Source organism: Desertivirga xinjiangensis (genome assembly GCF_024436435.1).
GTDB classification, from domain to species: domain Bacteria; phylum Bacteroidota; class Bacteroidia; order Sphingobacteriales; family Sphingobacteriaceae; genus Desertivirga; species Desertivirga xinjiangensis.
Genome location: NZ_JAFMZP010000001.1, coordinates 1,023,681 through 1,048,371, shown reverse-complemented (window position 1 = coordinate 1,048,371; position 24,691 = coordinate 1,023,681). Strand labels below are relative to the sequence as shown.

21 protein-coding genes are annotated in these 24,691 nt (G+C 40.8%); 11 read left to right on the top strand and 10 right to left on the bottom strand.

The genetic code is table 11. The features are described 5' to 3' along the window. Positions 1-118 precede the first annotated feature (118 nt). Positions 119-1,573 (bottom strand): RtcB family protein, encoded by a 1,455-nt coding sequence (locus J3P37_RS04310; protein ID WP_256009773.1) that lies wholly within the window; start codon positions 1,571-1,573, stop codon positions 119-121. A 97-nt stretch (positions 1,574-1,670) separates the two neighbouring features. On the opposite strand from J3P37_RS04310, the gene J3P37_RS04305 reads away from it, so the two are divergent. From J3P37_RS04305 to J3P37_RS04270, 8 genes are all read left to right on the top strand, one after another. Next, positions 1,671-2,735 (top strand): helix-turn-helix transcriptional regulator, encoded by a 1,065-nt coding sequence (locus J3P37_RS04305; RefSeq protein ID WP_256009772.1) that lies wholly within the window; start codon positions 1,671-1,673, stop codon positions 2,733-2,735. Between the two features lie 83 nt (positions 2,736-2,818). Continuing rightward, the gene (locus tag J3P37_RS04300; protein WP_256009771.1) at positions 2,819-3,889 is read left to right on the top strand and encodes an aminotransferase class V-fold PLP-dependent enzyme; all 1,071 of its coding nucleotides are present in this window, start codon (positions 2,819-2,821) and stop codon (positions 3,887-3,889) included. Between the two features lie 89 nt (positions 3,890-3,978). Beyond that, positions 3,979-5,742: an FAD-binding protein gene (locus J3P37_RS04295; RefSeq protein WP_256009770.1), complete on the top strand. Its 1,764-nt coding sequence runs from the start codon at positions 3,979-3,981 to the stop codon at positions 5,740-5,742. Beyond that, complete coding sequence (locus J3P37_RS04290) at positions 5,732-6,589, top strand: methyltransferase domain-containing protein (protein WP_256009769.1); 858 nt, start codon at positions 5,732-5,734, stop codon at positions 6,587-6,589. The genes J3P37_RS04295 and J3P37_RS04290 overlap by 11 nt, the downstream gene beginning before the upstream one ends. Positions 6,590-6,591: 2 nt before the next feature. Beyond that, the gene (locus tag J3P37_RS04285) at positions 6,592-6,771 is read left to right on the top strand and encodes a hypothetical protein (RefSeq protein ID WP_256009768.1); all 180 of its coding nucleotides are present in this window, start codon (positions 6,592-6,594) and stop codon (positions 6,769-6,771) included. A gap of 7 nt (positions 6,772-6,778) precedes the next feature. Then, a complete protein-coding gene (locus J3P37_RS04280) occupies positions 6,779-7,663 on the top strand; it encodes a hypothetical protein (RefSeq protein WP_256009767.1) in 885 nt (294 codons plus the stop codon). A 124-nt stretch (positions 7,664-7,787) separates the two neighbouring features. Further along, positions 7,788-8,972, top strand: a complete 1,185-nt coding sequence (locus tag J3P37_RS04275) for an immunity 26/phosphotriesterase HocA family protein (protein ID WP_256009766.1) — start codon at positions 7,788-7,790, stop codon at positions 8,970-8,972. Between the two features lie 147 nt (positions 8,973-9,119). After that, a complete protein-coding gene (locus J3P37_RS04270; RefSeq protein ID WP_256009765.1) occupies positions 9,120-11,165 on the top strand; it encodes a hypothetical protein in 2,046 nt (681 codons plus the stop codon). On the opposite strand, the gene mnmE is transcribed toward J3P37_RS04270, so the two are convergent. The 5 genes from mnmE to J3P37_RS04245 form a co-directional block, all read right to left on the bottom strand. Continuing rightward, positions 11,084-12,442 carry a tRNA uridine-5-carboxymethylaminomethyl(34) synthesis GTPase MnmE gene (gene mnmE / locus J3P37_RS04265; protein WP_256009764.1) on the bottom strand — a complete coding sequence of 453 codons (1,359 nt, stop codon included), beginning with the start codon at positions 12,440-12,442 and terminating at the stop codon, positions 11,084-11,086. The two genes, J3P37_RS04270 and mnmE, sit on opposite strands and share 82 nt — an antisense overlap. Before the next feature lie 121 nt (positions 12,443-12,563). After that, a complete protein-coding gene (locus tag J3P37_RS04260) occupies positions 12,564-12,791 on the bottom strand; it encodes a DUF3820 family protein (RefSeq protein WP_256009763.1) in 228 nt (75 codons plus the stop codon). Positions 12,792-12,805: 14 nt separating this feature from the next. Next, the gene (locus J3P37_RS04255; RefSeq protein WP_256009762.1) at positions 12,806-14,233 is read right to left on the bottom strand and encodes a dihydrolipoamide acetyltransferase family protein; all 1,428 of its coding nucleotides are present in this window, start codon (positions 14,231-14,233) and stop codon (positions 12,806-12,808) included. 107 nt (positions 14,234-14,340) lie between these two features. Continuing rightward, positions 14,341-15,591, bottom strand: a complete 1,251-nt coding sequence (locus tag J3P37_RS04250; RefSeq protein WP_256009761.1) for a competence/damage-inducible protein A — start codon at positions 15,589-15,591, stop codon at positions 14,341-14,343. Between the two features lie 32 nt (positions 15,592-15,623). Continuing rightward, positions 15,624-18,200 (bottom strand): putative LPS assembly protein LptD, encoded by a 2,577-nt coding sequence (locus J3P37_RS04245; RefSeq protein ID WP_256009760.1) that lies wholly within the window; start codon positions 18,198-18,200, stop codon positions 15,624-15,626. A 40-nt stretch (positions 18,201-18,240) separates the two neighbouring features. Between J3P37_RS04245 and J3P37_RS04240 the strand changes: the two genes are divergently transcribed. The 3 genes from J3P37_RS04240 (at position 18,241) to J3P37_RS04230 (ending at position 20,999) form a co-directional block, all read left to right on the top strand. Next, positions 18,241-19,104, top strand: coding sequence for an N-acetylmuramoyl-L-alanine amidase family protein (locus J3P37_RS04240; RefSeq protein WP_256009759.1), 864 nt, complete (start codon positions 18,241-18,243; stop codon positions 19,102-19,104). 79 nt (positions 19,105-19,183) lie between these two features. After that, positions 19,184-20,017, top strand: coding sequence for an N-acetylmuramoyl-L-alanine amidase family protein (locus J3P37_RS04235; protein ID WP_256009758.1), 834 nt, complete (start codon positions 19,184-19,186; stop codon positions 20,015-20,017). A 37-nt stretch (positions 20,018-20,054) separates the two neighbouring features. Beyond that, the gene (locus tag J3P37_RS04230) at positions 20,055-20,999 is read left to right on the top strand and encodes an MlaD family protein (RefSeq protein ID WP_256009757.1); all 945 of its coding nucleotides are present in this window, start codon (positions 20,055-20,057) and stop codon (positions 20,997-20,999) included. A gap of 54 nt (positions 21,000-21,053) precedes the next feature. Here the strand turns inward: J3P37_RS04230 and J3P37_RS04225 are convergent, their stop codons facing one another. From J3P37_RS04225 to J3P37_RS04210, 4 genes are all read right to left on the bottom strand, one after another. Further along, positions 21,054-21,968 carry a ribonuclease Z gene (locus tag J3P37_RS04225; RefSeq protein WP_256009756.1) on the bottom strand — a complete coding sequence of 305 codons (915 nt, stop codon included), beginning with the start codon at positions 21,966-21,968 and terminating at the stop codon, positions 21,054-21,056. A 15-nt stretch (positions 21,969-21,983) separates the two neighbouring features. Then, positions 21,984-22,361, bottom strand: a complete 378-nt coding sequence (locus tag J3P37_RS04220) for an STAS domain-containing protein (RefSeq protein WP_256009755.1) — start codon at positions 22,359-22,361, stop codon at positions 21,984-21,986. 249 nt (positions 22,362-22,610) lie between these two features. Then, positions 22,611-23,558 carry a phosphoribosylaminoimidazolesuccinocarboxamide synthase gene (locus tag J3P37_RS04215; RefSeq protein ID WP_256009754.1) on the bottom strand — a complete coding sequence of 316 codons (948 nt, stop codon included), beginning with the start codon at positions 23,556-23,558 and terminating at the stop codon, positions 22,611-22,613. Between the two features lie 165 nt (positions 23,559-23,723). Then, positions 23,724-24,689, bottom strand: coding sequence for a PhoH family protein (locus J3P37_RS04210; protein WP_256009753.1), 966 nt, complete (start codon positions 24,687-24,689; stop codon positions 23,724-23,726). Positions 24,690-24,691: the final 2 nt, after the last annotated feature.

Here is a 24,691-nt window from a genome sequence, read left to right as displayed (position 1 = left end):
TAAACTTACCCATTAGCTATTCCAGGTTTATAATCTGGAATAGCTATCGAAAGATTTTTGATCCGAAGTAAACTACAGATCTCACGATCTCCAGCTCCTATCCCTAAAAGTTCTCCACTCAATCTTCCGGCTTTTCCCTCGGGTCTGCCATTCTCACAATCCTCGGTTCAAACTTTGCCAATACCTCCACTAAATTTTCCTGAGCAGCCATTACCGCATGAATATCCTTGTAAGCCATCGGTGCTTCATCCATATCGCTTCCCATCAGGGTGATACGCTTATCAACTAGGTTCGCTGCAATAACAGATTTGTCTAAAGTTTTAAAAGCAGCACTTCTGCTCATCAACCTGCCTGCACCGTGGCTTGCAGAATTAATACTTGCCGCATCCCCTTTACCACGGACAACAAAACCTGGTGTACTCATCGATCCTGGGATGATACCCAGCACACCTTCACCGGCCGGAGTTGCACCTTTACGGTGAACTATTACTTCTGTACCGTCTGCCAGTTGTTCTTTCCAGGCAAAGTTGTGGTGATTCTCAATGACCATTAATGGTGTATGATTTAGAGCACGGGCAATTTTGTTATGGATTTCATGGTGGTTTGCACTTGCGTAGTCGCCGGCAAGGTTCATGGCAATCCAGTATTCTTGTCCTTCATCTTTATCCAGGTCTAGCCAAGCTAAGTGTTTAGCTTCGGCAGGAAGCTTGGTTTTAGTCATGGCAATTTTGCTGTAGTGATCAGCCACGCTCCCCCCAAACCCACGAGAACCAGAGTGAGATAACAGGACTAAATACCTGCCTGCTGGAATTCCTGCTAAAGCACCATCTGCAATACTTAATTCGCCCCATTCTACAAAGTGGTTACCGGTTCCGCTGGTTCCTAATTGTGCATAAGCTTTATCCTTTAAAGAGCGGATGACTTTAGTTTCGCTCCATGTTTTGCTATCGAACAATGAACTGTCAAAATAGGATTTGGTGGTACACCCCATTCCGAAATAGGTATTATCAACCAATATATTTTTAAGCATATCGTTTTCGTTGTCAATAGTTTCTGCCGGAAGGTCAAAGATGCTTAAACACATCCTGCAGGCAATATCAACTCCAACTGCAAAAGGAATAATGGTATTTGCCGTAGTGGCCAACACTCCGCCGATAGGCAAACCATAACCCTGATGCGCATCGGGCATTAATGCACCTGCCACCGCGATAGGTAATTGGATTGCTGTTCGCATTTGCGCTAAGGCACCTACCTCAATATGTTCAAATCCCCAAACCGGGAAGTCTGCTATCTCCTCTTTCAGTTTAAAATTTGTTCGTTGTTGCTTTAAAAACTTGCCTTCTTTACGTAAGGCAATAATGCTTTCGGCAAGATTCTTAAACTTTCCGCCTTTCTTTAAAGCATAGGGCATCGGGTCATCGATCAGGGCTTCCATATTAGCCAGAATATCCTGTTTAGACATTACAGCATGTTTTAATAAACCATTTGCTACACGACTAAAGCTTACCAGAATCTCCACATCGTTAATACCTAATGCTTTCAATTCATTGTTGCTGACCTTCTCTTTTTCCATGATTGTTTTAATATTTAATGACACAAAGAAATTCTGCTCCTGCGCAATCTTTTTGCGTAGTGAAAAATAATTTATACATTTCTAAAAATTATTTCTGATGCCTGTCAACCGCAACGCCCTTATCCGTTACCGGACTATTGATAACTGCTTAAAAAACAGATATAAAAAATGGACTTTAGAGGACCTTATCGAGGCCTGTTCTGATGCTCTATATGAATATGAAGGTATTGATAAAGGTGTAAGCAGGCGTACTGTGCAGGCGGATCTCAAAATGATGCGCAGTAATAAACTGGGTTACGAAGCTCCGATAATTGTGATGGATAAGAAATATTACACGTATTCGGACAAGAATTACAGCATCACTAATATTCCTCTTACCAATCAGGACATGCAGGTTCTTACTGAAGTTGCAGATCTGCTGAAGCAGTTTAAAGGCTTCAATCATTTTTCTGATGTAAATGAAATGGTGAGCAAGATAGAAGATAAGATCTATGTACAGAAAACACATAGCCCCTCAGTAATTGATTTTGAAAAGAATGACAATCTAAAAGGCCTTGAGTTTATAGAGATCATCAGAAAAGCTATAATTTCAAAGACAGTACTCTGCATCACCTATCAATCCTTTAAGGCAAGGCAAGCAAGTACATTTTGTATAAGTCCTTATTTACTTAAAGAATATAGAAACCGGTGGTTTGTACTATGCCTATCGCATCAGAAAAACAAGCCCCTGTTAACTATGGCCCTTGATCGGATAGTTGCTGTAGAAGAAGCTGCAAAAGAACACTACATTGAGAATACATTAGTAGACCTAAGTACTTATTATTCTGACGTACTTGGAGTAACGAAATCTCCCAACCAGAAAGATTGTGAGGTTGTATTTAGGGTTGATCACGAAAACGCTCCATACGTAATCACAAAACCCTTACACCATACACAGAAAATATTATCAGAAAATGCCGAGGGAAAGATCTTTAGCATCAGAGTAATTATAAATTTTGAGCTGGAAAGGGAACTATTGGGATTTGGCTGTAAGCTAAGAGTATTGGGACCACGAATCTTGGTAAAGCGAATACGAGAAAATTTAAAAAAGGCGTTGGAGTGTTATGACTTAGGAAGTGGAGTTGAAAAAAAGGAATATGAACCAGAAAGCGAGAGTGAATGATTCCCAGAGGTAGATTGGATATACATTATCGGGATCTTTTTGCGGGGCTATATTACAGTTGCTCATTATCGCAAAACTATCCTATGCAGTTTGCCTGGCCTAATTCTTTATGCTGTCTTTCAGTTCGGAGTGGTTTTGATTTGGTTCTTAAGACGTTAAAATTACCCGCAGAAAGCGAAGTCTTAATTGCCGACATTAACATTCCAGGAATGTTTGAGATTATTAAGGCGCATAAACTTGTTGCTATACCGCTAGCTGTTAATAAGCACAACCTATCCATTAGTAGTGAGAGCTTTAAAGCCAGTATCAATACTTCAACAAGGGCGGTAATCTTTACCCATTTGTTTGGTAGCATTTCAGAGATATCCTCACTCGCTGAAATAGCAAAACAGAAAGGATTGTTTATTATTGAAGACTGTGCACAAGCATTTACAGGAAGCTACCAGGGAAATAAACTATCTGATGTGGTCATGTTTAGTTTTGGAATGATAAAAACTAACACGGCATTAGGAGGGGCAATATTAATAATTAAGGATCAGCAGCATTATAAAGAGGCTCTATCTCTTCAAAACTCATATCCCATACAGAAGAGAAAAATATTTATTAAAAAGTTGTTGGTTGCTCTGGTAATTAAAATTCTTTGTACAAAGTTTCTTTACTCGGCATTCTATAAGTTAATAAAGATTGGAGGAAAAGATCCCGATGAAGTTTTATCTAGCTTTACCAGAGGATTTCCGAAAGGAGACCTATTTAAAAGAATTCGAATCAAACCCTCTTTGCCCTTGATTTTATTGATTAAAAGAAAAATTAAGAATTTCAGGACTGAATCTATAGATCTAAGAAGTGGATATGGATCTGAAATCCTTAATAATCTTCCAGACCAAGTTAAAGTTGGGAATACTAATCTTCAGCATACGTTTTGGGTGTTACCAATTAATGCTCCATACCCTGAGAAGTTAATTAAGACTTTAAGATTGAAAGGCTTTGATGCGACATCGAAAGCTTCGAGTTTAGTTAAATTAAGCAATAAGCCAACAACTGATATTCATTCTGATGAACTACAGTTCGAAAAACTGGTCTATCTTCCAATGTATCCGGCGATGAAGACAAAGGATCGCCTAAGGTTAATAGAGCTTATTAACAGTAATATTTAATCAAAACAAGTGTATTTAGTAAAGGATTCAAAAACAATCATCTTTACTATTATATTCGTTTTGGGAATTCCTTCCAAACCTATTCCTGTATGATGGACTTTAAACAAAAACTTCCTGTTAGTTATCTTCTTTTTACATTGAGAGGAAGAATATCCAGGTCTGTATTCTGGACAGCTATGCTATTTGCATGCTGCACATTTTACGTAATGTATAATTTGTTCCTTGGGGTTTTAGGACTTTCTATAGGATGGGTTTTATATCCAATGCTATTTTGGGTATGCGCTGCTGTTTCAGCAAAACGGTTACACGATACCGGTAAATCTGGCTATTTGTTATTAGCATCCCTGATTCCCGTTTTTGGTCCGCTATGGCTATTATATATGCTGGGATTAAAAAAAGGTGATGTTACACAAAATCGCTACAGTAATGTTCCCGGAACCAAATCCGACTATTTAAAAAATGATGAAGGCAAAAAGTTAGTGCATTTAAAGAAAGATGAACGCATTATTGATGATGTTACCAAATTAAATCCTATACTGGTAAATAAAGTAGCCCGACCAGAAACAGTAATGGAACTTTGCGAGCTTATCAAAACTAGCATTGGTCCTTTAAGTATCGGAGGCGGACGTTTTAGTATGGGCGGGCAAACGGCCAGTACTGATACCCTCCATATCGACATGCGTCGTTTGAACCGAATTCTTAGTTTTTCTAAAGACGCGAAAACCATCAAAGTTGAAGCCGGAATACGTTGGTGTGATATTCAAAAACACATAGACCCCTTTGATCTAAGTATTAAAATAATGCAAACCTATGCCAATTTCACAGTTGGAGGGGCCTTAAGTGTAAATGCCCATGGGAGATATATGGGACTAGGACCTGTAGTTTTATCTGTTCTATCCATTGAGGTCGTACTGGCCGATGGTTCCCTTATAGAAGCTACTAAAAATAAAAATGAAGAGATTTTTTATGCTGCTATTGGCGGCTATAATGCAATCGGTATAATCGTTAGTGCAGAACTCCAACTTGCCGATAATGTTGCTATTAAACGAGTAAACAGGCAAATGAATTACACGGAATACCTTAACTTCTTTTTCAATAATGTAAGATATAATCCCAAAGCTGTTTTTCATAACGGAGATATTTATCCTCCTCATTACAAAAAGATGAGAGCTATAACATGGGAAGAAACTACAGAGAAGCCTACGGTTAAAACAAGATTAATGCCGCTAAAAGAATCTTATCCGCTGGAGCGCTACTTTTTATGGGCATTTACCTCCACTCCTTTCGGAAAATGGCGTAGGCAATATCTAATCGATCCGCTTCTTTATCTAAGTAAAAAAATTCATTGGCGAAACTATGAAGCCGGGTATGATGTAGCAGAGCTTGAACCAAAATCCCGTACTGCAAGCACATATGTTTTATTGGAGTACTTTGTACCGATGCATAATTTTGATGAGTTTACAAAAAGTATGGCAGAAATCTTCATTAGGCACAATGTAAATGTATTAAACGTTTCCGTTCGGCATGCGCTGGCTGATCCCGGAACTTACCTTGCCTGGGCCAGAGAAGAAGTGTTTGCTTTTGTGGTTTACTACAAGCAAGAAACTCATGAAGCAGCTAAACAAGCGGTTGCGGTATGGACAAGAAAACTGGCAGATGCGGTAATTGCAGTAAAGGGTTGTTACTATTTGCCTTACCAAATTCATCCTACTGCAGAACAATTTCATAAAGCTTATCCTCATGCTGTGAAACTTTTTGAATTAAAGTCCAGGCTGGATCCCGAGTATAAATTCAGAAACAGTTTATGGGATACCTATTATAAACCTTTATACCATCACCAAAATGAAAACTAATTCATCTGAATTTAAAGCTGTATTTTCCGACGTAAAATGGAGTGATGAGTTTTATCGTTTTCTCCAGGTTGTTTTTCATTTATACCCTGAGGATAAATTTCATCATCTGCTTAAAACCCGCACCATGGAGTTAGCAACCGATGAGCAGATTTATAAACAAGTTCAAAAAGAGCTTCCAACAATAAAACCTTTCTTATCCGAGCTAACCTATGCTTTACCAGCTCTCAAAAAACAAAAGAAAGAAATTGCCAGGCAAACTCTATCGCTAATGCCTGGCAGGAAGAGTTTACAAGGGTATATGGAAATTGGTTCTACCGGGCGTTATATCAGCGAACTAAGAAAACATGTGCTGGTAAGCAATCCTATTTATCTTCTAAATGATATTGCCCCAACTAATTCTCCTGCAGACATTATGGAGCGTGGGCAGCTAAGCCGTATAGGGAAGTTTGTGAATATACACGGGTATTCTCCTATAAATGAAAGTGACATTGCTACTGAAAGTCTTGATTTAATTACCTGCTATATAGGACTACATCATTGTCCGGAAGATAAGCTCTCCCCTTTTATTGCATCGCTTTATCGCGTAATAAGGCCTGGAGGATTATTTATAATAAGGGATCACGATGTTAAAACTCAGGAGATGGCAACATTTGTTTCCTTAGTACACACCGTATTTAACCTCGGCTTGAAAGAATCCTGGGAATTTGAGTTAAATGATTTTAAGAACTTTAAGCCCGCTGACGAGTGGAGCCGCATCATTTCATTAGCAGGATTTAAAGATGCAGGTGCACGAATCTTGCAAAAGAACGATCCCTCTGATAATACCTTAATGTCATTTATTAAATAGGTATGGGAAGACTACGGATACTAACACTAGTTGCAGTACTATTAGCGCTTCTTACCTACAATTTAAAACACCCAGAGCCTGCAACAATTGCGGAAGGTGAAGAGTTGGTAGTTCCTAAGGCGTGGTTAGCTAATAATAAAAGATCAAAGACCGGCAGACCAAACGTTTCTTACTTATCCTGAATGGTTTTTGGTTTTCAGTCCTGCCGAGCAAGCAGCATATTTTAAAAGCAGTACCTCAACATCTTTTCCCTATTTAGAACATGTTCATCAGCTTTGGGACGGCTATAGTCTTGTTTATAATCAGATAAAAGGCCACTACAAGTTTAATACAGGATATCATGTAATGATTTGGGTTATTGCAGTTAGTACTACTGTGGAGTATGGATTGAAATCTTTATACGAAACTTTGCTAGGAAATTTCACAGATACAGGAGCTAGTTTAACCGAAGAAGATAAATTTAACGCCCGTTATACGCAGAGCTATGTGGATTTTATAGAAACTACGCCTTGGTACGACTTTGATTTCATGGCACAGCTTAAAAACTTGTGGGCAAATACTTCTCTTTCCGGTGATCATCTCATTAGAAAGCTGGAGCGCCGGTATTATTTAACAACAGAACTTCTTATAAAAGCTGGCTATGGATGGCTTATCGGACTTGGAACAGAATCGGCTTATGAAGAAGCTCTATTAAACACTGCAGTAATACTGGATAAACCTTTTGTTAAAGGTGATGACATTGGTGGAGTGAAATCAGTAAAAATATTAGAAAGTCGAATATTAACTGATTTTCCAAGGTACGCTCCATTTAAAGAAGCAGCCATTGCAGCTGCCTACAAAGGAATTAACTTCAAAGAGATTGCGGGAAACAGGTCGGCAATATTACTTACAGTTCTAACCAAAGAAGGAAAGAACATAGGTTCTCCCGATGTAAAGCTTGTCTTCACTCAGCCTATCCTTACCCAGCCGGGGATGGAACGAATTGCTATTGTTACTACTGTTCCGAAATTATCTGCTGTATTGAGGTCGTTTGAAGATAATGGTATAGTTGTAGAACATATATATGATTATTGAGAAAACGCTACCTTGAATATCCTATATTTTGAGGATGAACTATATCTGGAAGAAGCGGAAGCATAATGTACCTAACATTTTTTTATATTCAAACTAGATTAATCCATTTAACAGCAGAAGCAGAATGATACCCTTTGAACTTACTAATGAACAACGCCAGTATTTTGGACTTGACGCAATAAAACCTGAATGGGAAAAAGTTTCTTTTAAAGGAGATACTTACAGGCCTGAAAGTATTCTGTATTTTGAAGGTGCTATCATTAAACGACACATTGTTTCTACGGAAAAGCAGTACATAGAGAAGCAATACAACGAATTAACCAGTGATCGAACCATTCTTCTTCCTAAAACTGCTAAAGGCAAAGAAAAAAAGCTGACAGCATCTGTGTTAGAACAGCAACGGCCTACAGGAGTCTACTTAGATGTTAGTTGTGGTTCTTTAATGATTGGAAGCTATGCTACTCAGACTACTTTTTATTCTACTCTTTGGGAAAGCAACAAACAATCAGAGAAGGATCCTAAAGAGCTCATAAATGAGTTTATTGAGACCTCGCCCGAGAATCATTTGGAAGATATCCTACAATTTAAAAATGCAAAAAGAAAAAATGTAAAGTTTAAGTCGGGGGATTATTTTGCCTTTAAACTCAATAGAACTAACTATGGCTTTGGCAGAGTTCTGCTTGACATTAATAAGATTAGGAAGAAGGGACTTATACCAAAAGAACATGGCTTATTTTTGCCCATGGGGCCTCCTGTTTTTGTTGAATTATTCATTTATCAATCTTCCACAAAAGATGTTAGCATTTCTCTTCTCGATGCTCAACCCAAATTGCCCTCGGACCTAATGATGGATAACTTGCTTCTGTACGGTGAGTATGAAATTATAGGATACCGCGAAATTAAAGACGAAGAATTTGATTTTCCAATTTCTTATGGAAGAAGTATTGACCAAAGGCGAGTAGTGTTTCTTCAATGGGGATTAATTCATAGGGAATTGCCTTATGAAAAGTTTTACAAATATATAAGCGCCGACACCCCAACTTATCAAAATCCATATGGCTATTACTCAATTGGCTTTAGACCTCATTACGACACAACAGAAATAATTCGATCTATTGAAAACAAAGGCAGGTTTGAGTTTGACAAGTCTGAGCATTACGCAGCTAAATGGGATTTACGAAATCCGGCCAACAAAGCCATAAAGGATGAACTATTTGAGGTGTTTGGCTTATTTCCAGATAAAAGCTATTTTGAGAACTGCAAGCTAACTGGAACTTCACTTACCACAGAATTTGTAAAAATACCCTAAAGTAGAATTTCAAAACTGCTTTATTTGGAGTTCGAGATACACTGCGATAAGACCTCGAATAGTAAGGAGCATAAAATCTGCCTTATTTAGTTACTTGCTGTCTAATAAAACCACTCTTAAATTAGAATAATAAATATTATTAGGAGAATGAATTACAGAAGTAGGAGTAATATTGAAGATCAGTTAATTTATAAAGCTGTACAGGAACTTAATAGGGTTTTACAAATAGAACATTTTGATAAAAAACTCAAGGATTATTTTCAATCTCAAATTTTTACCCAAGAGCATGGTACTTTCTTAAAAAACCTTATCCTGTTGTTAAAAGAAAACGGGATAAAATATCCTATACTAATTGAAGAAAAAGATGAAATAGAAATAAATTTTCTTCAGCTCCTCCTGATCCATGTCTTATTTACTAAGCGTCCAGAGGGAATTAAAGATTTCGGCTCTCTTCAAAAAGTGCTAAATGAACTAACGGAAGAGTATAGTAATATATTGCCAATAGAAGATCAATGGAAGTTTTTGATCTACCTTCAACAGTATGACAGTAGGACTTGGCGAAGGTTGATTGAAACATCAAACGGCGACTGGTCACACTTAGATTTAATGGATGCTGCACTAATTTATTTAAATCTGTCGTGGAAGGACATATTGGATTATATTGAATTAATTGTTACTAACCATCCAAATGATTTAGGTGTAAACTACCTTGTAAAAAGTATAGTAAATAAAGTAAAAAGTGAGTCCGAATTAAGAGAGCAATTTGACTTTTATTTAAAAGGAGTGACGGACAATGAATCGTTACGTAGATTTTTGCCCGGATTGCTTTATGCTGTAATATCAGAAGATCTCTTACTATTTGATCAATATTTTAATAGGTTGACAACGGATACCTTCAACGCCCCTATTGAGGAAGTACTATATGCATTAGCCTCCGCCTGTCCCAAGCAATTGGAGTATGAAAATTCCTTTTTCCAACACGTTAATAAAAAAGTGAGAAATGGCGTCCTTAGCGACTCAGGCTATATTAAGATTTTGAACCTTAAAAATTATCAAACAAGAGAGGTAATTAACTATCTAAAAACTAAATCAGCAACCCCACAGTCTGCTACCGAAGTAACAGGCATCTTTCAGTACCTTCTAAATAACATCGATGACAGCTATAAAAAAGAGTGGTTTTTAGAGATTGCGCGAAACCTAATGAGATGTGTTGATGAAGAAAATGTAACATATGCCGACGACCTTATGCTTGAGATTGTTGAAAAAGAGATTTCATTGGTTTACATCCTTTTATCCGAATTATTTAACCACCAAATCTGCAAAGCCTTTCCTCAAAACATATGGGTTCAGCTTGTCCTAAAGGATGTAGTTCTTTTTAGAAACTACCTTACAAAATGGTTTAACTCGGATAACTGGAGTGTACACACATCGCTCTTGAAGCTTTCTTCATTAAATCAATTAGATGCAAGCATCTTCAAGCTTTCTAAGGAAGAATTGAAAAAATTAGATGCAGCTGAAAAAGGTTACATTGCAGCGAAGATTGTCGGCTATACTTACTCTCCAGAGCACCTTCAATCCTTAATTTTGTCTTTAGTATCAGGTGTAAAAGAAAGTGAAACAGGTTTGCTCACATATCTTTATACAATCTTTTTCGATTATATAATTTATAACTATCGGAGCACCTTAACGGAAATTAAGAAACTCATAGATTCAAAGGATACGCCCCTGCATTTGCGGCACTTTTACCAAAAGCTAAACAATGCTTATCAGCACTATTTTGATCAATTAAATAAAATCCCTGACACATCTGAAATTCAACCAGATAAAGTTCTATTGGATTATATAAATTTCTACAGACAGCAAAAGTTTTCGGAGGAGTTCAAAAAGGCACAGAAAAACTCATTCAGCAATTATTTCAAAACTGTTTCCTTGCACTCTAACAACTGGGCTATAAGACGCCAAAATGAGCCAGTTCATAAAGTAAGCCCTATGGGATTAATACAAACGAGCCATGAATTTCCTTCTGGCGAAAAATTGGCAACAATAAAAAACAGAATCATAAGTCTTAAATTAAAGAATGATAGGCCGTTAAAAAACAAGAATAGATCATATCACTTTCCGATACAAAACTTACTAAAGATATTATCCAGCAAATCATCCGTCGTCACCGTCCCCGTAATCTCCCCCAGATAATACAGCGCCTGCTTAATATCCATCGCCAAAAAATCAGAAGTAACCGGGTTATCTATACCAAATAACACGCGCTCCAGGGAATCCTGGGTACGTTGCAGCGCTTCCACATGACGCACATTGGTCACAAGTACATCATCAGTACTGATGTTATGCAAATTCACCTTCTGAAGGATCTCCTCCTTAAGCTCCTCAATTCCTTCTTTGTGTTTTGCAGAGATATAATTAGGATCAAGCAGCGACAGTTCAGAAGTTTGCTGGGGGCTAAGTAAATCACTTTTATTCACCACAAAAACGGATGGGATTTCCAGGTGCTGAAGCTCTGAGATCTGAGTCTCGATTTCCTGTAAAGCCTGCGTAGGGTCTACCAGGTAGATGATCAGCTTGGCTTGCTTCATCTTGGCCAGGGTGCGCTCCACTCCTTTCGCTTCGATGATATCTTCAGTTTCGCGGATACCTGCGGTATCAATAAAACGGAAGAGGATTCCGCCAATGGTCATTTCATCCTCGATGGTGTCGCGGGTGGTTCCGGCAATTTCGGATACGATGGCGCGATCTTCGTTTAAGAGGGCATTGAGCAAAGTGGATTTTCCGACGTTAGGTTTTCCGGCTATCACCACGGGTACCCCATTCTTCATCACATTACCCTGCTCGAAAGATTTAATCAGCTTGCTCAGCACTTTGTTGATCTGCAGGATCAGGTGTTTAAGCTGTTCGCGGTTAGCAAACTCAACATCTTCTTCGGAGAAATCAAGTTCCAGCTCTATCAGGGAGGCGAAGTTGATCAGCTGCTCGCGCAGGTTCTGCAACTCATTAGAGAAGCCGCCGCGCATCTGCTGAAGGGCCACCTGGTGGGAGGCTGCTGAGTTGGAGGCGATAAGATCGGCTACGGCTTCGGCCTGCGAGAGGTCCATACCACCGTTCAGGAAAGCTCTTAAAGTAAATTCACCCGCTTTGGCTGCCCTGGCGCCGTGCTTCAGCATCAGCCTGATGATGCTTTCGATAATGTATTTGGAGCCGTGAGTGGAGATCTCCACTACGTTTTCTTTGGTGTAAGAGTTCGGGGCGACAAATAAGGATACTAATACCTCATCCAGTATGGTTTCGCCGTCACGGATAGTACCAAAGTGAATGGTATGGCTCGGCTGTTTTGCCAGATCCTTACCTTTAAATACTTGATTGGTAATGGATATGGCGTCGGGACCGGATAGCCGGATAACGGCGATTGCTCCTGAACCGGAAGGTGTTGCAAGGGCTATGATAGTATCAGTAGTAGTCATAATTATCTGGGGACAAATATCAGAATAATTAAAGACTTAAATTTTCTAAAAAACCTTCACCGATGATCGAGTGACCTTTTTGGTGATTATTTGACAATAACACTAGAGTAATTAAAAAAAATCAAGATGGCTTAAACTGGGACTTCTTAAGGGGCGTTAACAGATACTCCAGACCGTTTAACTTAATTTCATACATGGTATGCAGCAGCATACCGAGTTTGCCTTCGGGAAATCCTTTAGAATGGTACCATACCAGGTAAGGTTCGGGCAGGTAACAGAGGATGGTGCCTTTGTATTTGCCGTAAGGCATTTTCATGGTGACAAGCTCCTGGAGTGAGGAAGTATTCATAATAATTTCAAGTACTATATTTCACAGGATCCGTCCCAGCCTTCCAGGTAGTCTGCTACACGTTTTAGGAACATACCTCCTAAGGCTCCATCTACCACACGGTGATCGTATGACATAGAGAGGTACATTTTATGGCGGATGGCAATCACGTCCCCGTATTCGGTTTCGATTACGGCAGGTTTTTTCTGGATAGTTCCGATAGCGAGAATAGCCACCTGTGGCTGATTGATCATCGGGGTGCCCATGATGTTTCCAAAAGGACCGATATTGGTGATAGTGAAGGTTCCGTCCTTTACTTCGTCGGGCTGAAGCTTATTTGCCCTGGCTCTTCTTGCCAGGTCGTTTACGGCCTTGGTTAAACCTACCAGGTTCAACTGATCGGCGTTTTTAATCACCGGCACAATGAGGTTACCTGAAGGAAGGGCTGCTGCCATTCCGATGTTGATATCCCGTTTTTTGATGATCTGAGAACCGCTAACGGATACATTGATCAAAGGAAAGTCTTTAATGGCTTTTGTCACCGCCTGAACAAATACCGGGGTAAAGGTGATCTTCTCCCCTTCTCTTTTTTCAAAGGGGCCTTTTATTTTATCGCGCCATTTTACCAGGTTGGTTACATCGGCTTCAACGAATGATGTAACATGAACGGCAACTTCTTTACTCATGATCATATGATCTGCAATGAGTCTGCGCATGCGGTCCATTTCGATGATCTCATCTCCGGGGCCAATGGATACTGATGGCTGGGTATGGGCAGCTGGTTTTGACTGATAAGCTTCTTGTGGAGCTGATCGTTCGACTGATGCTGTTGCTTGAGATTGAGCTTGAACCTGAGCCTGAGCCTGAGCTGCAGTGGTATTGCCAGTTCCGGCAGCCGGCCGGTTTTGCACGTAATTCAACACGTCTTCTTTGGTTACCCGCCCTTCGGCGCCTGTGCCTTTTATGGCATCAAGCTCTTTTTGAGAAATCCCTTCTTCGTTGGCTATGCTTCTCACCAGCGGTGAATAGAAGCGAATAGAGCTGATTTTCGAATCGGATGCTTGTTGAGGTGCTTGTTTTGACGGCGCTTCATTTACAGCATTCAACTCTGTTATGCCAGGTATCTTAGGTATATTTGGAATGTCACTAAGGTTCACAGGTTCTTGTTTCTTAATTTCAGGCTCAGCAGGAACAGATGTCGAATGTCCAGCTGTACTTCCTCCCTCTGTTTCAATGATCGCAATAACCGAACCGATCGAAACCACGTCATCTTTATGAACGAGGCGGCTTACTAACTTCCCCGAAACAGGTGAAGGCACATCTGAGTCAACTTTATCGGTTGCGATTTCAACTACTGCTTCATCTTCACTGATCTGGTCACCGGGGTTTTTCAACCATTTTACAATAGTAGCTTCTGCAACACTTTCACCCATTTTAGGTAGTAACAATTCGAACTGAGCCATATATTAGAATAAGGGGTGCAAAAATAATGTTTTTACTTAGGATGGAGCAACAATTCAAACTGAGCCATATACTAAGTAAAGTAAGGGTGCAAAAATAATGTTTTTACTTAGGAATCGTGTTGATCCCGGAGTAATTTAAACAGAAGGATCAGGGCGTTTACTGCAGAGCGCTCAATATTTTGCTGCCTGCGGCCACCAAACTGGTACCGCTGCGTCACCACTTTACCCTTCCCGAAAACGGCAACCCATACTGTTCCAACGGGCTTTTCTTCGGTACCACCCCCAGGACCAGCAATACCGCTGACCGATACTGCGTAATCGCTACCGGTGCTTTGCTGAACGCCTTTTACCATCTCAATGACAGTTTCTTCGCTTACCGCCCCAAACTGACTTAATGTTTCGGAACTTACTCCCAGCAAACTTTCTTTAAGCCCGTTAGAATAAGATACTACGCCTCCCAGAAACACGGCACTTGATCCTGCATGCCGGGTAAAAAGATGGGATAAATAACCACCTGTACAACTTTCGGCAACCGCTAGCTTCAGTCCTTTTTCTTCCATAAAATCCAGTACTGCTTTCTCCAGCTCTTTATCTTCGGAGGTCACGATATAACTGCCGGCGATGGCTGCTATCTTATCGGCATGAAGCTGAACTTCGGCTTTAAGGGCTGATTCATCCTGTCCGTAGGCACTTAAGCGCAGGCGCACCTGGCCCAATTTAGGAAGGTAGGCCAGTTTAATATGTGGGGGCAATGCATCCTCTGCTTCGGCGATCATTTCCGCAAGGAAAGACTCTCCTATTCCGGCTGTCAATATGGTATGGTGTACAATGGCTTCCAATTGGAAGCGCTCCTTAATCCGCGGCAGCACTTCTTCCTGCACAAGGTACATCATCTCAAAAGGCACCCCTGGCATGGAAATATATACTTTACCTTCATGTTCCATCCACATTCCGGGAGCCGTACCGTTTTTATTGAGAAGGACGGTGCAGTTTTCCAGTACATCTGCCTGCTGGCGGTTAATGTCGAGCAAAGGACGGTTGTGTCGCTTGAAGATTCCGCAAATAATATCAAGACTTGCCGCATCCTGCCTGAAGCCTACACCGAAATATTCGGCCAGGGTCTTTTTGGTAATGTCGTCTTTTGTTGGACCCAATCCGCCTGTAACGATGATCACGTCGGCCCTACCGGCAGCGGCTTTAAAAGCTTCCAAAATATGCGAGCGCTCATCAGAAACAGAAGTTATTTGCTTCACCCTGACACCAATGGCATTCAGCTGCTCTGCTATCCAGGCTGAGTTAGTATCAACGATCTGGCCGATCAGAATTTCGTCGCCAATGGTTATTATTTCTGCTAACATGATTTTTGATAAACGCTGTTATAGACTAATTCCTAAAAAGGGTTGTATGAACTTCTTCTGCTTAGTTTAAGATCCTGTAAAATAGAGGCTCTTACGCGCAAATCAAAGCTATAGCTTTTGTATAAACCGAAGGGCATCCAGGTAAAGGCCATATCCCAGCAGTGCAAGTCGCGGTTGATCGAAAATGATGTCGGACTGAATGTATTTTGCTTAAAATCCCAGCCGGAAGTATAAGACACCTTCCATTTAGGAGTTACACTAAAGTCACCGTTAAAATTCAGTGAGTTGGTAACCTGCCCCCTGAGTCCGACCTTGGTATAACCAAAGCTGTAACTCGCATTTAAGCTCCAGGGAATAGTGAAATCCACAAATTCGTTCGGATTACGAAGAATGCTGCTGATATCCTGTTGCTGCTGTGGCGTGGTATTGGGATTATCCTGCATGTTCTGGAGGTTCTCCTGCCTCTTTTGCAAAGCCTCCGAATTGAAATTGTAGCCGGTGGAGAATCCAAAATTAACCAGCCTCGGAAGTCTGCCCTCTCTGAAAGTGTAACGATCTATCCGGGTCCCAATACTGTCGACCTGGTAAGGATCGAAGGTTCCGTTAAAACTGATTGCCAGTTTCTGCTTAAAGAAAGCTGTACGGCCGCTAAAACCTATATTAGAAAGTTTGTAGTTCTCCGCCAGGAAATTATAACTCCCGCTAAAGTTCAAACCCTGAATAATAGGGATCTTTTCGAAAGCACTGGCGGTATCAGACTTTGACTTCACTTTTGCTTCAATGGTATTGTCTAAGCCGAATGAGACAACAGCACTTCTCCCCCGTCCGGGCCCCCCATAAACAGTTCCTTCAAAGATCGAATACTTGTGTTCAACGCCAGCATTGTCTCTATACGTATCATAGAAGCCAAAATTGTCACTACTGAAATCAGGAGTATAGGTAAAGTTCGCGCTGGGAGTCATTACATGCCGGATAGCATTTATTTTGCCCTTCTTAAATTCGGCCATTCCATACACCTTAGTAGAAAGTCCGCCACCAAAGGAATAATCATAGTTTCTGGCAAAACCACGCACAACTTCTCTGTTCACCACTCTGTTAAACCTGTCATAGCGCTGCCTGTACGTTTGCAGAGACCAGCGTTCATTATAATTGAAATTCGTGCTGAACTGAAGGTATTTCAACACGTTAAAGTTCATACTGATAGGAATAGCATGCGAAATTCCGTTCCTGGCATTCAGTAAACCACTGTCAAGAAGATTATATTCTTTTTCTTCAATGGTATTCGACCCGTTCATGTTATATCCTACCGAAATTTTTTCATACCATTTAGGCGCTCCCGTCCGTTCCTTGTTTTCAAAAGGATTGATGGTGGTCATCGCCAAACTAAAAACCGGCAGCTGCAAGGAAACAACCTGGGTTGCAAGATCCTGCCTGTGTGATAAACTGGTATTGAAATTAAACAGGTTGTCGAAAAATGTACGGCTATAGTTCACACTCGAAGACAGGGAGGTCTGTGTCAGGCGGTTAATATCATAGGTTGCAGATGCCCGTGTATCCTGGAAGTAAGAACTGGTGGATATGTTTACGTTCGCCCCGAAATTAGTACCAGGGTTAGCTGCCTGATCCTGGGTATGCGACCATTGCAGGTTGAAGTTTTGCCGCGGTTTGTATTCTGGAGTACCCTCAATACCATTACGGATAGATGCATAAGCAAAGTTCAACTGACCGTTATATTTGTAGTTTTTACGGTAGCGGGTTAACAAACTTCCCTCATACGATCCCTTGCTGTATACAGTACCTAATACATCGGCATCCCAATAATCGTTAATACCGAAGTACCAGCCTGCATTCCGGATAAAGAAACCAAGGGTGGCATCTTCACCGAACGTAGGGAAACGAAAACCCGAGGAACGTTTATTGGTCTTAGGAAAAAATCCAAAAGGCAGGATCACCGGTATAGGGATATCTTCGATCTCCAGGTAAGCGGGCCCGCTGATCACCTGCTTTTCGGTAACCAGCCCTTTCGAAATATGAATACCAAAATGCGGATGTGGTAAATTACAGGTACTGTATATACCGTTCCTGAATGAAATTTCGTTGTAAGGATTCTTTTTGGACTGTGCCGCAGAGATGTATCCGCCCTCTACTTCAGAAAAAGATCCGTATGTTTTACCCTTTTTGCTCTCCATGTTAAACACCAGCGAATCGGTGCTTATAGGCGACTCCTCGCCCTGCTTAAAGATAGGTCGCCCCCGGTAGCGGTTCCATTTATCATTTAAACCGCTGGCAAATAGCGTTTTATTTTTCTGGTCAAGCCGGATATAATCGGCAGAAAGTTCCATTCCTTCGTAAGAAACGCGTGCTTTTCCGTAAAGATATACTATATTCCGGTCGACACTAAAGTGGATCGAATCTTCAGCGTGGTAATCGATATCAGTATTAAGTCCGGATCTGGTTGCAGAATTTTTATTCAAAGAATCCGTTTTAAGAGAGTCGGTTACCAGGGAATCCCTTAAAGTAGTAGTGATTTTTTTTGTGGTATCTGTCTGAACACCTGTTTGCTGTGCCTGTAAATTGCAGGTAAATGCAACAAAAAGAAACAGAAACACGTATCGGATAAAAAAAATGCTGATAGATTTCAAGTGTGTGATGATGAATATTATTTTTGCAATAAATTACAGCTCAAATTTAATGAAATTAATACCATTCAAAAGATTGATTTATGGCTTTGCCCTACTAATTGCATTTCTTCCTTTGGTATCAATTGCCGTATCATTTCCTAATAACTCAACAAATCCCCCTTATCGTATAAAGACCATTGTAATTGACGCTGGTCATGGCGGAAAAGCAACAGGAGCTGTAGGAAAATTTTCAGTTGAGAAGAAAGTAACCCTTGAAGTAGCTTTGAAGTTAGGTAAAGAAATAGAAAAAACTTTCCCGGATGTAAGGGTTCTATATACGCGTACTACCGATGAGTTTGTACCTAATATTGATCGCCCAAATCTCGCCAACCGCGAAAAGGCTGATCTGTTTATTTCCATTCATTGCAACTCGATGCCACACACCACCAAAAACCGCCTTTCGGTTAGAGGGGTAGAAACTTTTGTTGCAGGCTTTGGCCGTCTGGATGAACAGGACGTCGCTATAAGGGAAAATGCGGATATCTTACTGGAAAAAGATTATAAGGAAAAGTATGATGGATACGATCCGAATGATCCAACCAGTATGATCGTTTTTTCTCTTCTAAAAAATGCTTATCGGGATCAGAGCATTAAGCTAGCGAGTTTGATGCAAAATGAATACATCGCCACTGGCCGTGTTGACCGTGGTGTAAAAGAACAAAATATATTAATTTTACAGAGAGCGGGCATGCCATCCGTACTAACCGAAATTGGCTTTATAAGCTGTCCTGAAGAAGAAGAGTATATCAATTCTGATTATGGACAAAGTGAAATTGTAACTAATATATTAAGAGCAATACAGGCGTATAAAAAAACAGTTGAAGTCTCCTAAGACTTAAGTGCAGGGTTTAGGGTTTAGAGTTCAAGGTTAAAGATTAAGCCTGTGAGCATTTATCCGGTAAAGGAAGAAAATGAGCAGATTTAGATTTTTAATAACTTGTACTATTTTGATGTTATGGTCTTTATCTCCAAGAAATGGTCTTGCGGAGAATGTGGAGAAGACAGAGAATAACGACAAGACTGTTTCAGCTCCCCCTTATCGCATAAAAACAATAGTGATCGATGCCGGTCATGGAGGTAAAGATGGAGCTACACGTGGTGTCCTGGCGACCGAAAAAGAGCTGGCTCTGCAGGTTGCCTTAAAACTCGGCGCGGCTATTCAGGGTGAAATGCCTGATGTAAAAGTTGTCTACACCCGCACCACCGACGTCTTCGTACCCTTATATGAACGCATTGCGGTTGCCAACAACGTAAAGGCAGATCTGTTCATCTCCATCCATTGCAACGACATGCCCAAAAACTACCGGGGACGCAGCTCCACTAAGGGAACTGAAACTTTTGTTTCAGGTTTCGGACGTTTAGATGAACAGGACATCGCTATCCGCGAGAACGCCTCCATCCTCCTCGAAAAAGATTACAAAGAGAACTATGGGGGTTACGACCCTAATGATCCGGAAAGTATTATTATCTTTTCCTTAATGAAAAATGCCTTCCGCGATCAGAGTATCCGCCTGGCGAGCTTGATGCAGGACGAATACGTTAAAACCGGCCGTATTAACCGGGGTGTAAAAGAGAAAAGTTTGGCAGTGCTGGCCAGAGCTGGTATGCCCGCTGTATTAACTGAGATTGGTTTCGTATGTAACCGCGAAGAAGAAGAGTACATGGTATCTGATTATGGCCAAAACGAAATCGTAAGTTGTTTGTTGAAAGCAATTCAGGCATACAAGAAGCAGGTAGAGCTTTAACGCCTTGATTGATTATATTTGAAAAAACGAATACGCTTTGAAAATTACAAACGAAACAAAAGTTGGCATACTGGCAGCAGTCTCCATCACCGTTCTAGTGCTGGGATATAGTTTTCTAAAAGGAAATGATGTTTTCTCCAGCGAAAAGGAATTTTACGCTACTTATGAAAGCGTAGAAGGACTGACCATCTCTAAACCTGTTTTAGTTAACGGCTTTCAGATCGGCAGGGTGTCAGCCCTTACTTTAAGACCGGATGGCCGTATTGATGCTCAGTTTAAGATCCATCCAGAGTATGAGATCCCAAAAAATACGGTTGCCCGCCTTGAAAGTACCGACCTTTTAGGAAGTAAGGCTATTGTGTTCGACCTCGGTACCGGACAAGAGTATGCAGAGGCTGGCGATACTTTGCAGGCAAACACTGAAAAGGACCTTATGACTAAAATGCAGCCGGTTCAAAAGAAAGCCGAGCAGATCATTACACGTCTCGACTCAATCCTCACCTCGGTTGATAACACGATCAGTCCGGAGTTTCAACGCAATTTCAACAGCAGCTTTGCAAGCATAGCGCAGTCTTTGCAAACCCTGGAGTCGACAACTAAAAAAGTGGATTACATGGTAGGCACAGAAAGTAGTCGCTTATCGGCTATTTTTGCAAACCTTGAATCTATTTCCTCAAACTTTGCCCAGAACAACAAAAAGATCAGTGCAGTGATGACTAATCTGGAATCTGTAACGGATCAGTTCGCGAAAGCTAATTTTGAACAGACGATCAAAAATGCGGATAAGGCTGTGGCCGACTTCCAGCTGGCTGTGAATAAGGTTAATAATGGTGAAGGATCTTTAGGGCAATTGATAAACGACAAACAGTTATATAACAATCTTAACAGCTCTGCTGAGAACCTGAACAAGCTGATGATCGATCTAAAAGCTAACCCCAAGAGATACGTAAGCTTCTCGGTCTTTGGCGGTAGAAAAGATTAATAGAAGCGAAAGGGACCTACGGTCCCTTTCGCTTCTATTAATAATCTAATTTCTTCACTCAATAACAACCGTTTGCCCTTCAATTGCTAGCCTGGAATTAGGAAACACTGTTTTCGCTTCCTCTAACAAAGGCTCCAGCTCGCGGTAACGGGCTGAAAAATGCCCAAGGATAAGTTGTTTGACACCTGCCTTTAACGCTATTTCTGCCGCCTCCAATGCGGTAGTATGAAATGTTTCCTGAGCTCTTTCCAGCATATCATGCATGAAGGTAGCTTCGTGATAGAGCGTATCTACGCCTTTAATTTGCTCCAGGTATTTCCAGTTACAAATCGTATCTGAACAATAGGCGTAAGATTTCGGTAAATCGGGATCTGTGGTAAGTTCCGCATTGGGGTGCACCCTGCCCATTGCATCCGTATAATCAAAACCCTTCTTTAACAAAGGAATCACATTGACAGGGATATCCAGCTCCTCTACCTTTTCTTTGACGATCTTGCGAAGTCTCTTCTTCTGGCTGAAACGAAATCCAGTGCAGGGAATCCGGTGCTCTAATACAAAAGTATCTACAACAATGTCCTGGTTTTCGAAGATCCTTTCCGGCTTCGCCGGATTGGTGAAGACATAGACTAATGGATACCTCAACTCGGTTTGAGAGTACTTGAACTGAATGTCAAGTATCTCTTTTAACTCTGCCGGGACATAAAGATATAAAGGTTTTGTACGGCCATTCAGGTGAAGGGATGAGAGAAGCCCAACTAAACCAAGGTAATGATCACCATGAAGATGGCTGATGAATATATGTTCTATTCGCTGGGCCTTGAAACCGTTTCTTAATAACTGCTGTTGCGTACCCTCGCCACAGTCTATTAAGAAATATCTTTCGTTGATATTCAGTAGTTGCGCACTTGGGTTTCTGTTAAAAATCGGGGTAGCTGAACTGCTTCCTAAAATAGTTACTTCAAACCTCATACGGTGTTGAAGCAATTATCTGGCCTCTTTTTTCAAGTCGCGTTCAATTTCTTCCATAAAGATGAGATCAATCCCTTCTTCAACTGTAGGAACAATAGTAAGAACGTTCTCAAGCTGCGAAATTGTTATTAAGCGGTCGATATTTTCGTTCACCCCGGTTATAACAAAACTGCCTTCAGCATTTTTGCATAAACGATGGCCAACTAACAAGCTGCTTAGACCTGATGAATCTGAATACTTAACTCCGGAAAGATCAAGGATAATATTACGAAGTCCTTCGGTATTGATCAGTATCAATTCAGACTTCAACTGAGGAGAAATTAAGCTGTTTAGCTTTGCTTCATTCAGTTTTATTAATACATACTTTTCGTGTTTATCTACAGTAAATTTCATAAGTTACAGTCACAATTGCTTTTACAATATTAAAGAATTATTTCGATCAGAACAATTGTTTTTTAATGCACAGAAGATGGAAACTCTCCGGAGTTTCCAAAAAATTTTCATGTCTTATAAACTTATGTCCCGGAATTTCGCACTTTGTTTTAAAACTTAACAAAAAACTATTCACAGCGGTTTGCTCTGCCTATTGATTAATTTTTTAGCGCTAAATCGAAAGTCATTTAAACTTATTAAATGACTTAATTAGGATAAACGGTTCAGACTTTCCAGAATATTATTTTCAACTCTTCCTAAAACCTGGCTGGCTTCTGCTTTGATGAACTTGTCGCCGGTGATGTGCTCGTAAAGTTCTATGTAGCGCTCCGATATTGAGTTAATGATCTCAGGAGTCATCTCAGGAACCTGCTGCCCGTCTTTTCCCTGGAAGCCATTTTCAATAAGCCATTTTCTTACAAACTCTTTCGACAACTGGCGTTGAGGCTCACCTTTTGACTGCAATTCTTCGTATCCTTCTTTATAGAAGTAACGAGAAGAATCAGGAGTATGGATCTCATCGATCAGATAGATTTTTCCTTCAGCTTTACCAAATTCGTATTTGGTATCCACCAGGATAAGGCCTCGCTCTGCAGCAATTTCGGTTCCACGCTGATACAGCTGACGAGTATATTGTTCCAGCATAGTATAATCCTGCTCAGACACTATGCCCTGTTCCAGGATCTCTTCACGAGATATGTCCTCATCGTGTCCCACCGCAGCTTTAGTTGTTGGCGTAATGATAGGCTCAGGTAGCTTATCATTCTCCTTTAAGCCTTCAGGAAGGCTCACGCTACAAACCTGGCGTTTTCCGGCGGAATATTCGCGCCAGGCATGGCCGGCAAGGTAACCGCGTATTACCATTTCCACTTTGAATGGCTCGCATATTTTACCGATGGTCACACTTGGATCAGGAATGTCTATTACCCAGTTAGAAACAATATCCTGGGTAGCATAAAGAAACTTGGCTGCAATCTGGTTAAGCACCTGCCCTTTGAAAGGAATGGGCTCAGGAAGAATAACATCGAATGCAGAGATCCTGTCGCTAACTATCATCACCAGGAATTTGTCAGCGATGGTATATACATCCCTTACTTTTCCTTTGTAATAATTTGTTTGGCCGGGGAACTTAAAGTTGGTCTCTTTTATTGCAGACATGTATTGTTAAATTAAAATTTGTTAAAGTTGAACTATGTTAATGAGGATATCGAAAAGCTTCAGATCGTCATGCCGGTCCTGAATCGAGTTCAGGATGACGAAGAAATATAACTTCTTGCACCCTCAGGAAGCAAGCCGCAAAATTAATTTTTTTCCTGAATATCTTTACTGGATATCTCCGTATGCCTTCAAAATCTGCTTCACTAATTTATGCCGCACCACATCTTCCCCGGAAAGGTAGATGATATCAATTCCTTTAATATCAGTTAATATTCGTAAGGCCGTGTGTAAACCAGACTGCTGTTTTTTTGGTAAGTCGATTTGCGTGATATCACCTGTAACAATAAATTTTGCTGAAGGTCCCATACGGGTGAGGAACATCTTGAGCTGCATATCGGTGGAGTTCTGCGCCTCATCCAGGATCACAAAACAATTGTCCAGCGTACGTCCCCGCATAAAGGCTAAAGGCGCCACCTCAATAGTACGGTTCTCCAGGTAAACCTTTAATTTTTCAGGTGGGATCATATCATCCAGGGCATCATACAAAGGCCTTAGATAAGGATCGATCTTCTCCTTCAAATCGCCTGGAAGAAAGCCAAGGTTTTCACCCGCTTCTACCGCGGGACGGGTAAGGATAATACGTTTGATTTCTTTATTTTTCAGAGCCCTTACAGCCAGGGCAACAGCCGTGTAAGTTTTACCAGTTCCTGCAGGTCCAATAGCGAGAAGAATATCGTTTTTATTGATACTCTCTACCATACGACGCTGGTTGGCAGTACGGGCTTTTACCACGATACCGTTGGGACCAAATACAATGGGTTCTCCGCCGCCCGCGGGAGCTTTGTCAGCTCCTGGCTCACCATCTGCCTGCACTGACACCCTGGCGCCAAGAAATCTTTCCAGATCATTACTGCTCAGGCTGTTGTATTGCTCAATATGGTTTATTATCTCTTTAAGTCTGTTGTTAAAACTGGTTAGTTCCGCCACATCGCCCAACACTTTTACCTCAGTTCCCCGGGCCACAATTTTGATCTTCGGGAACTGTTTTTTGATTACTTCAAAGTACTCATTGTTCGGTCCCCAAAGCACTACGGGGTTAATGTTCTCAAGATCAATCTTTAGTTCGTTCAAGT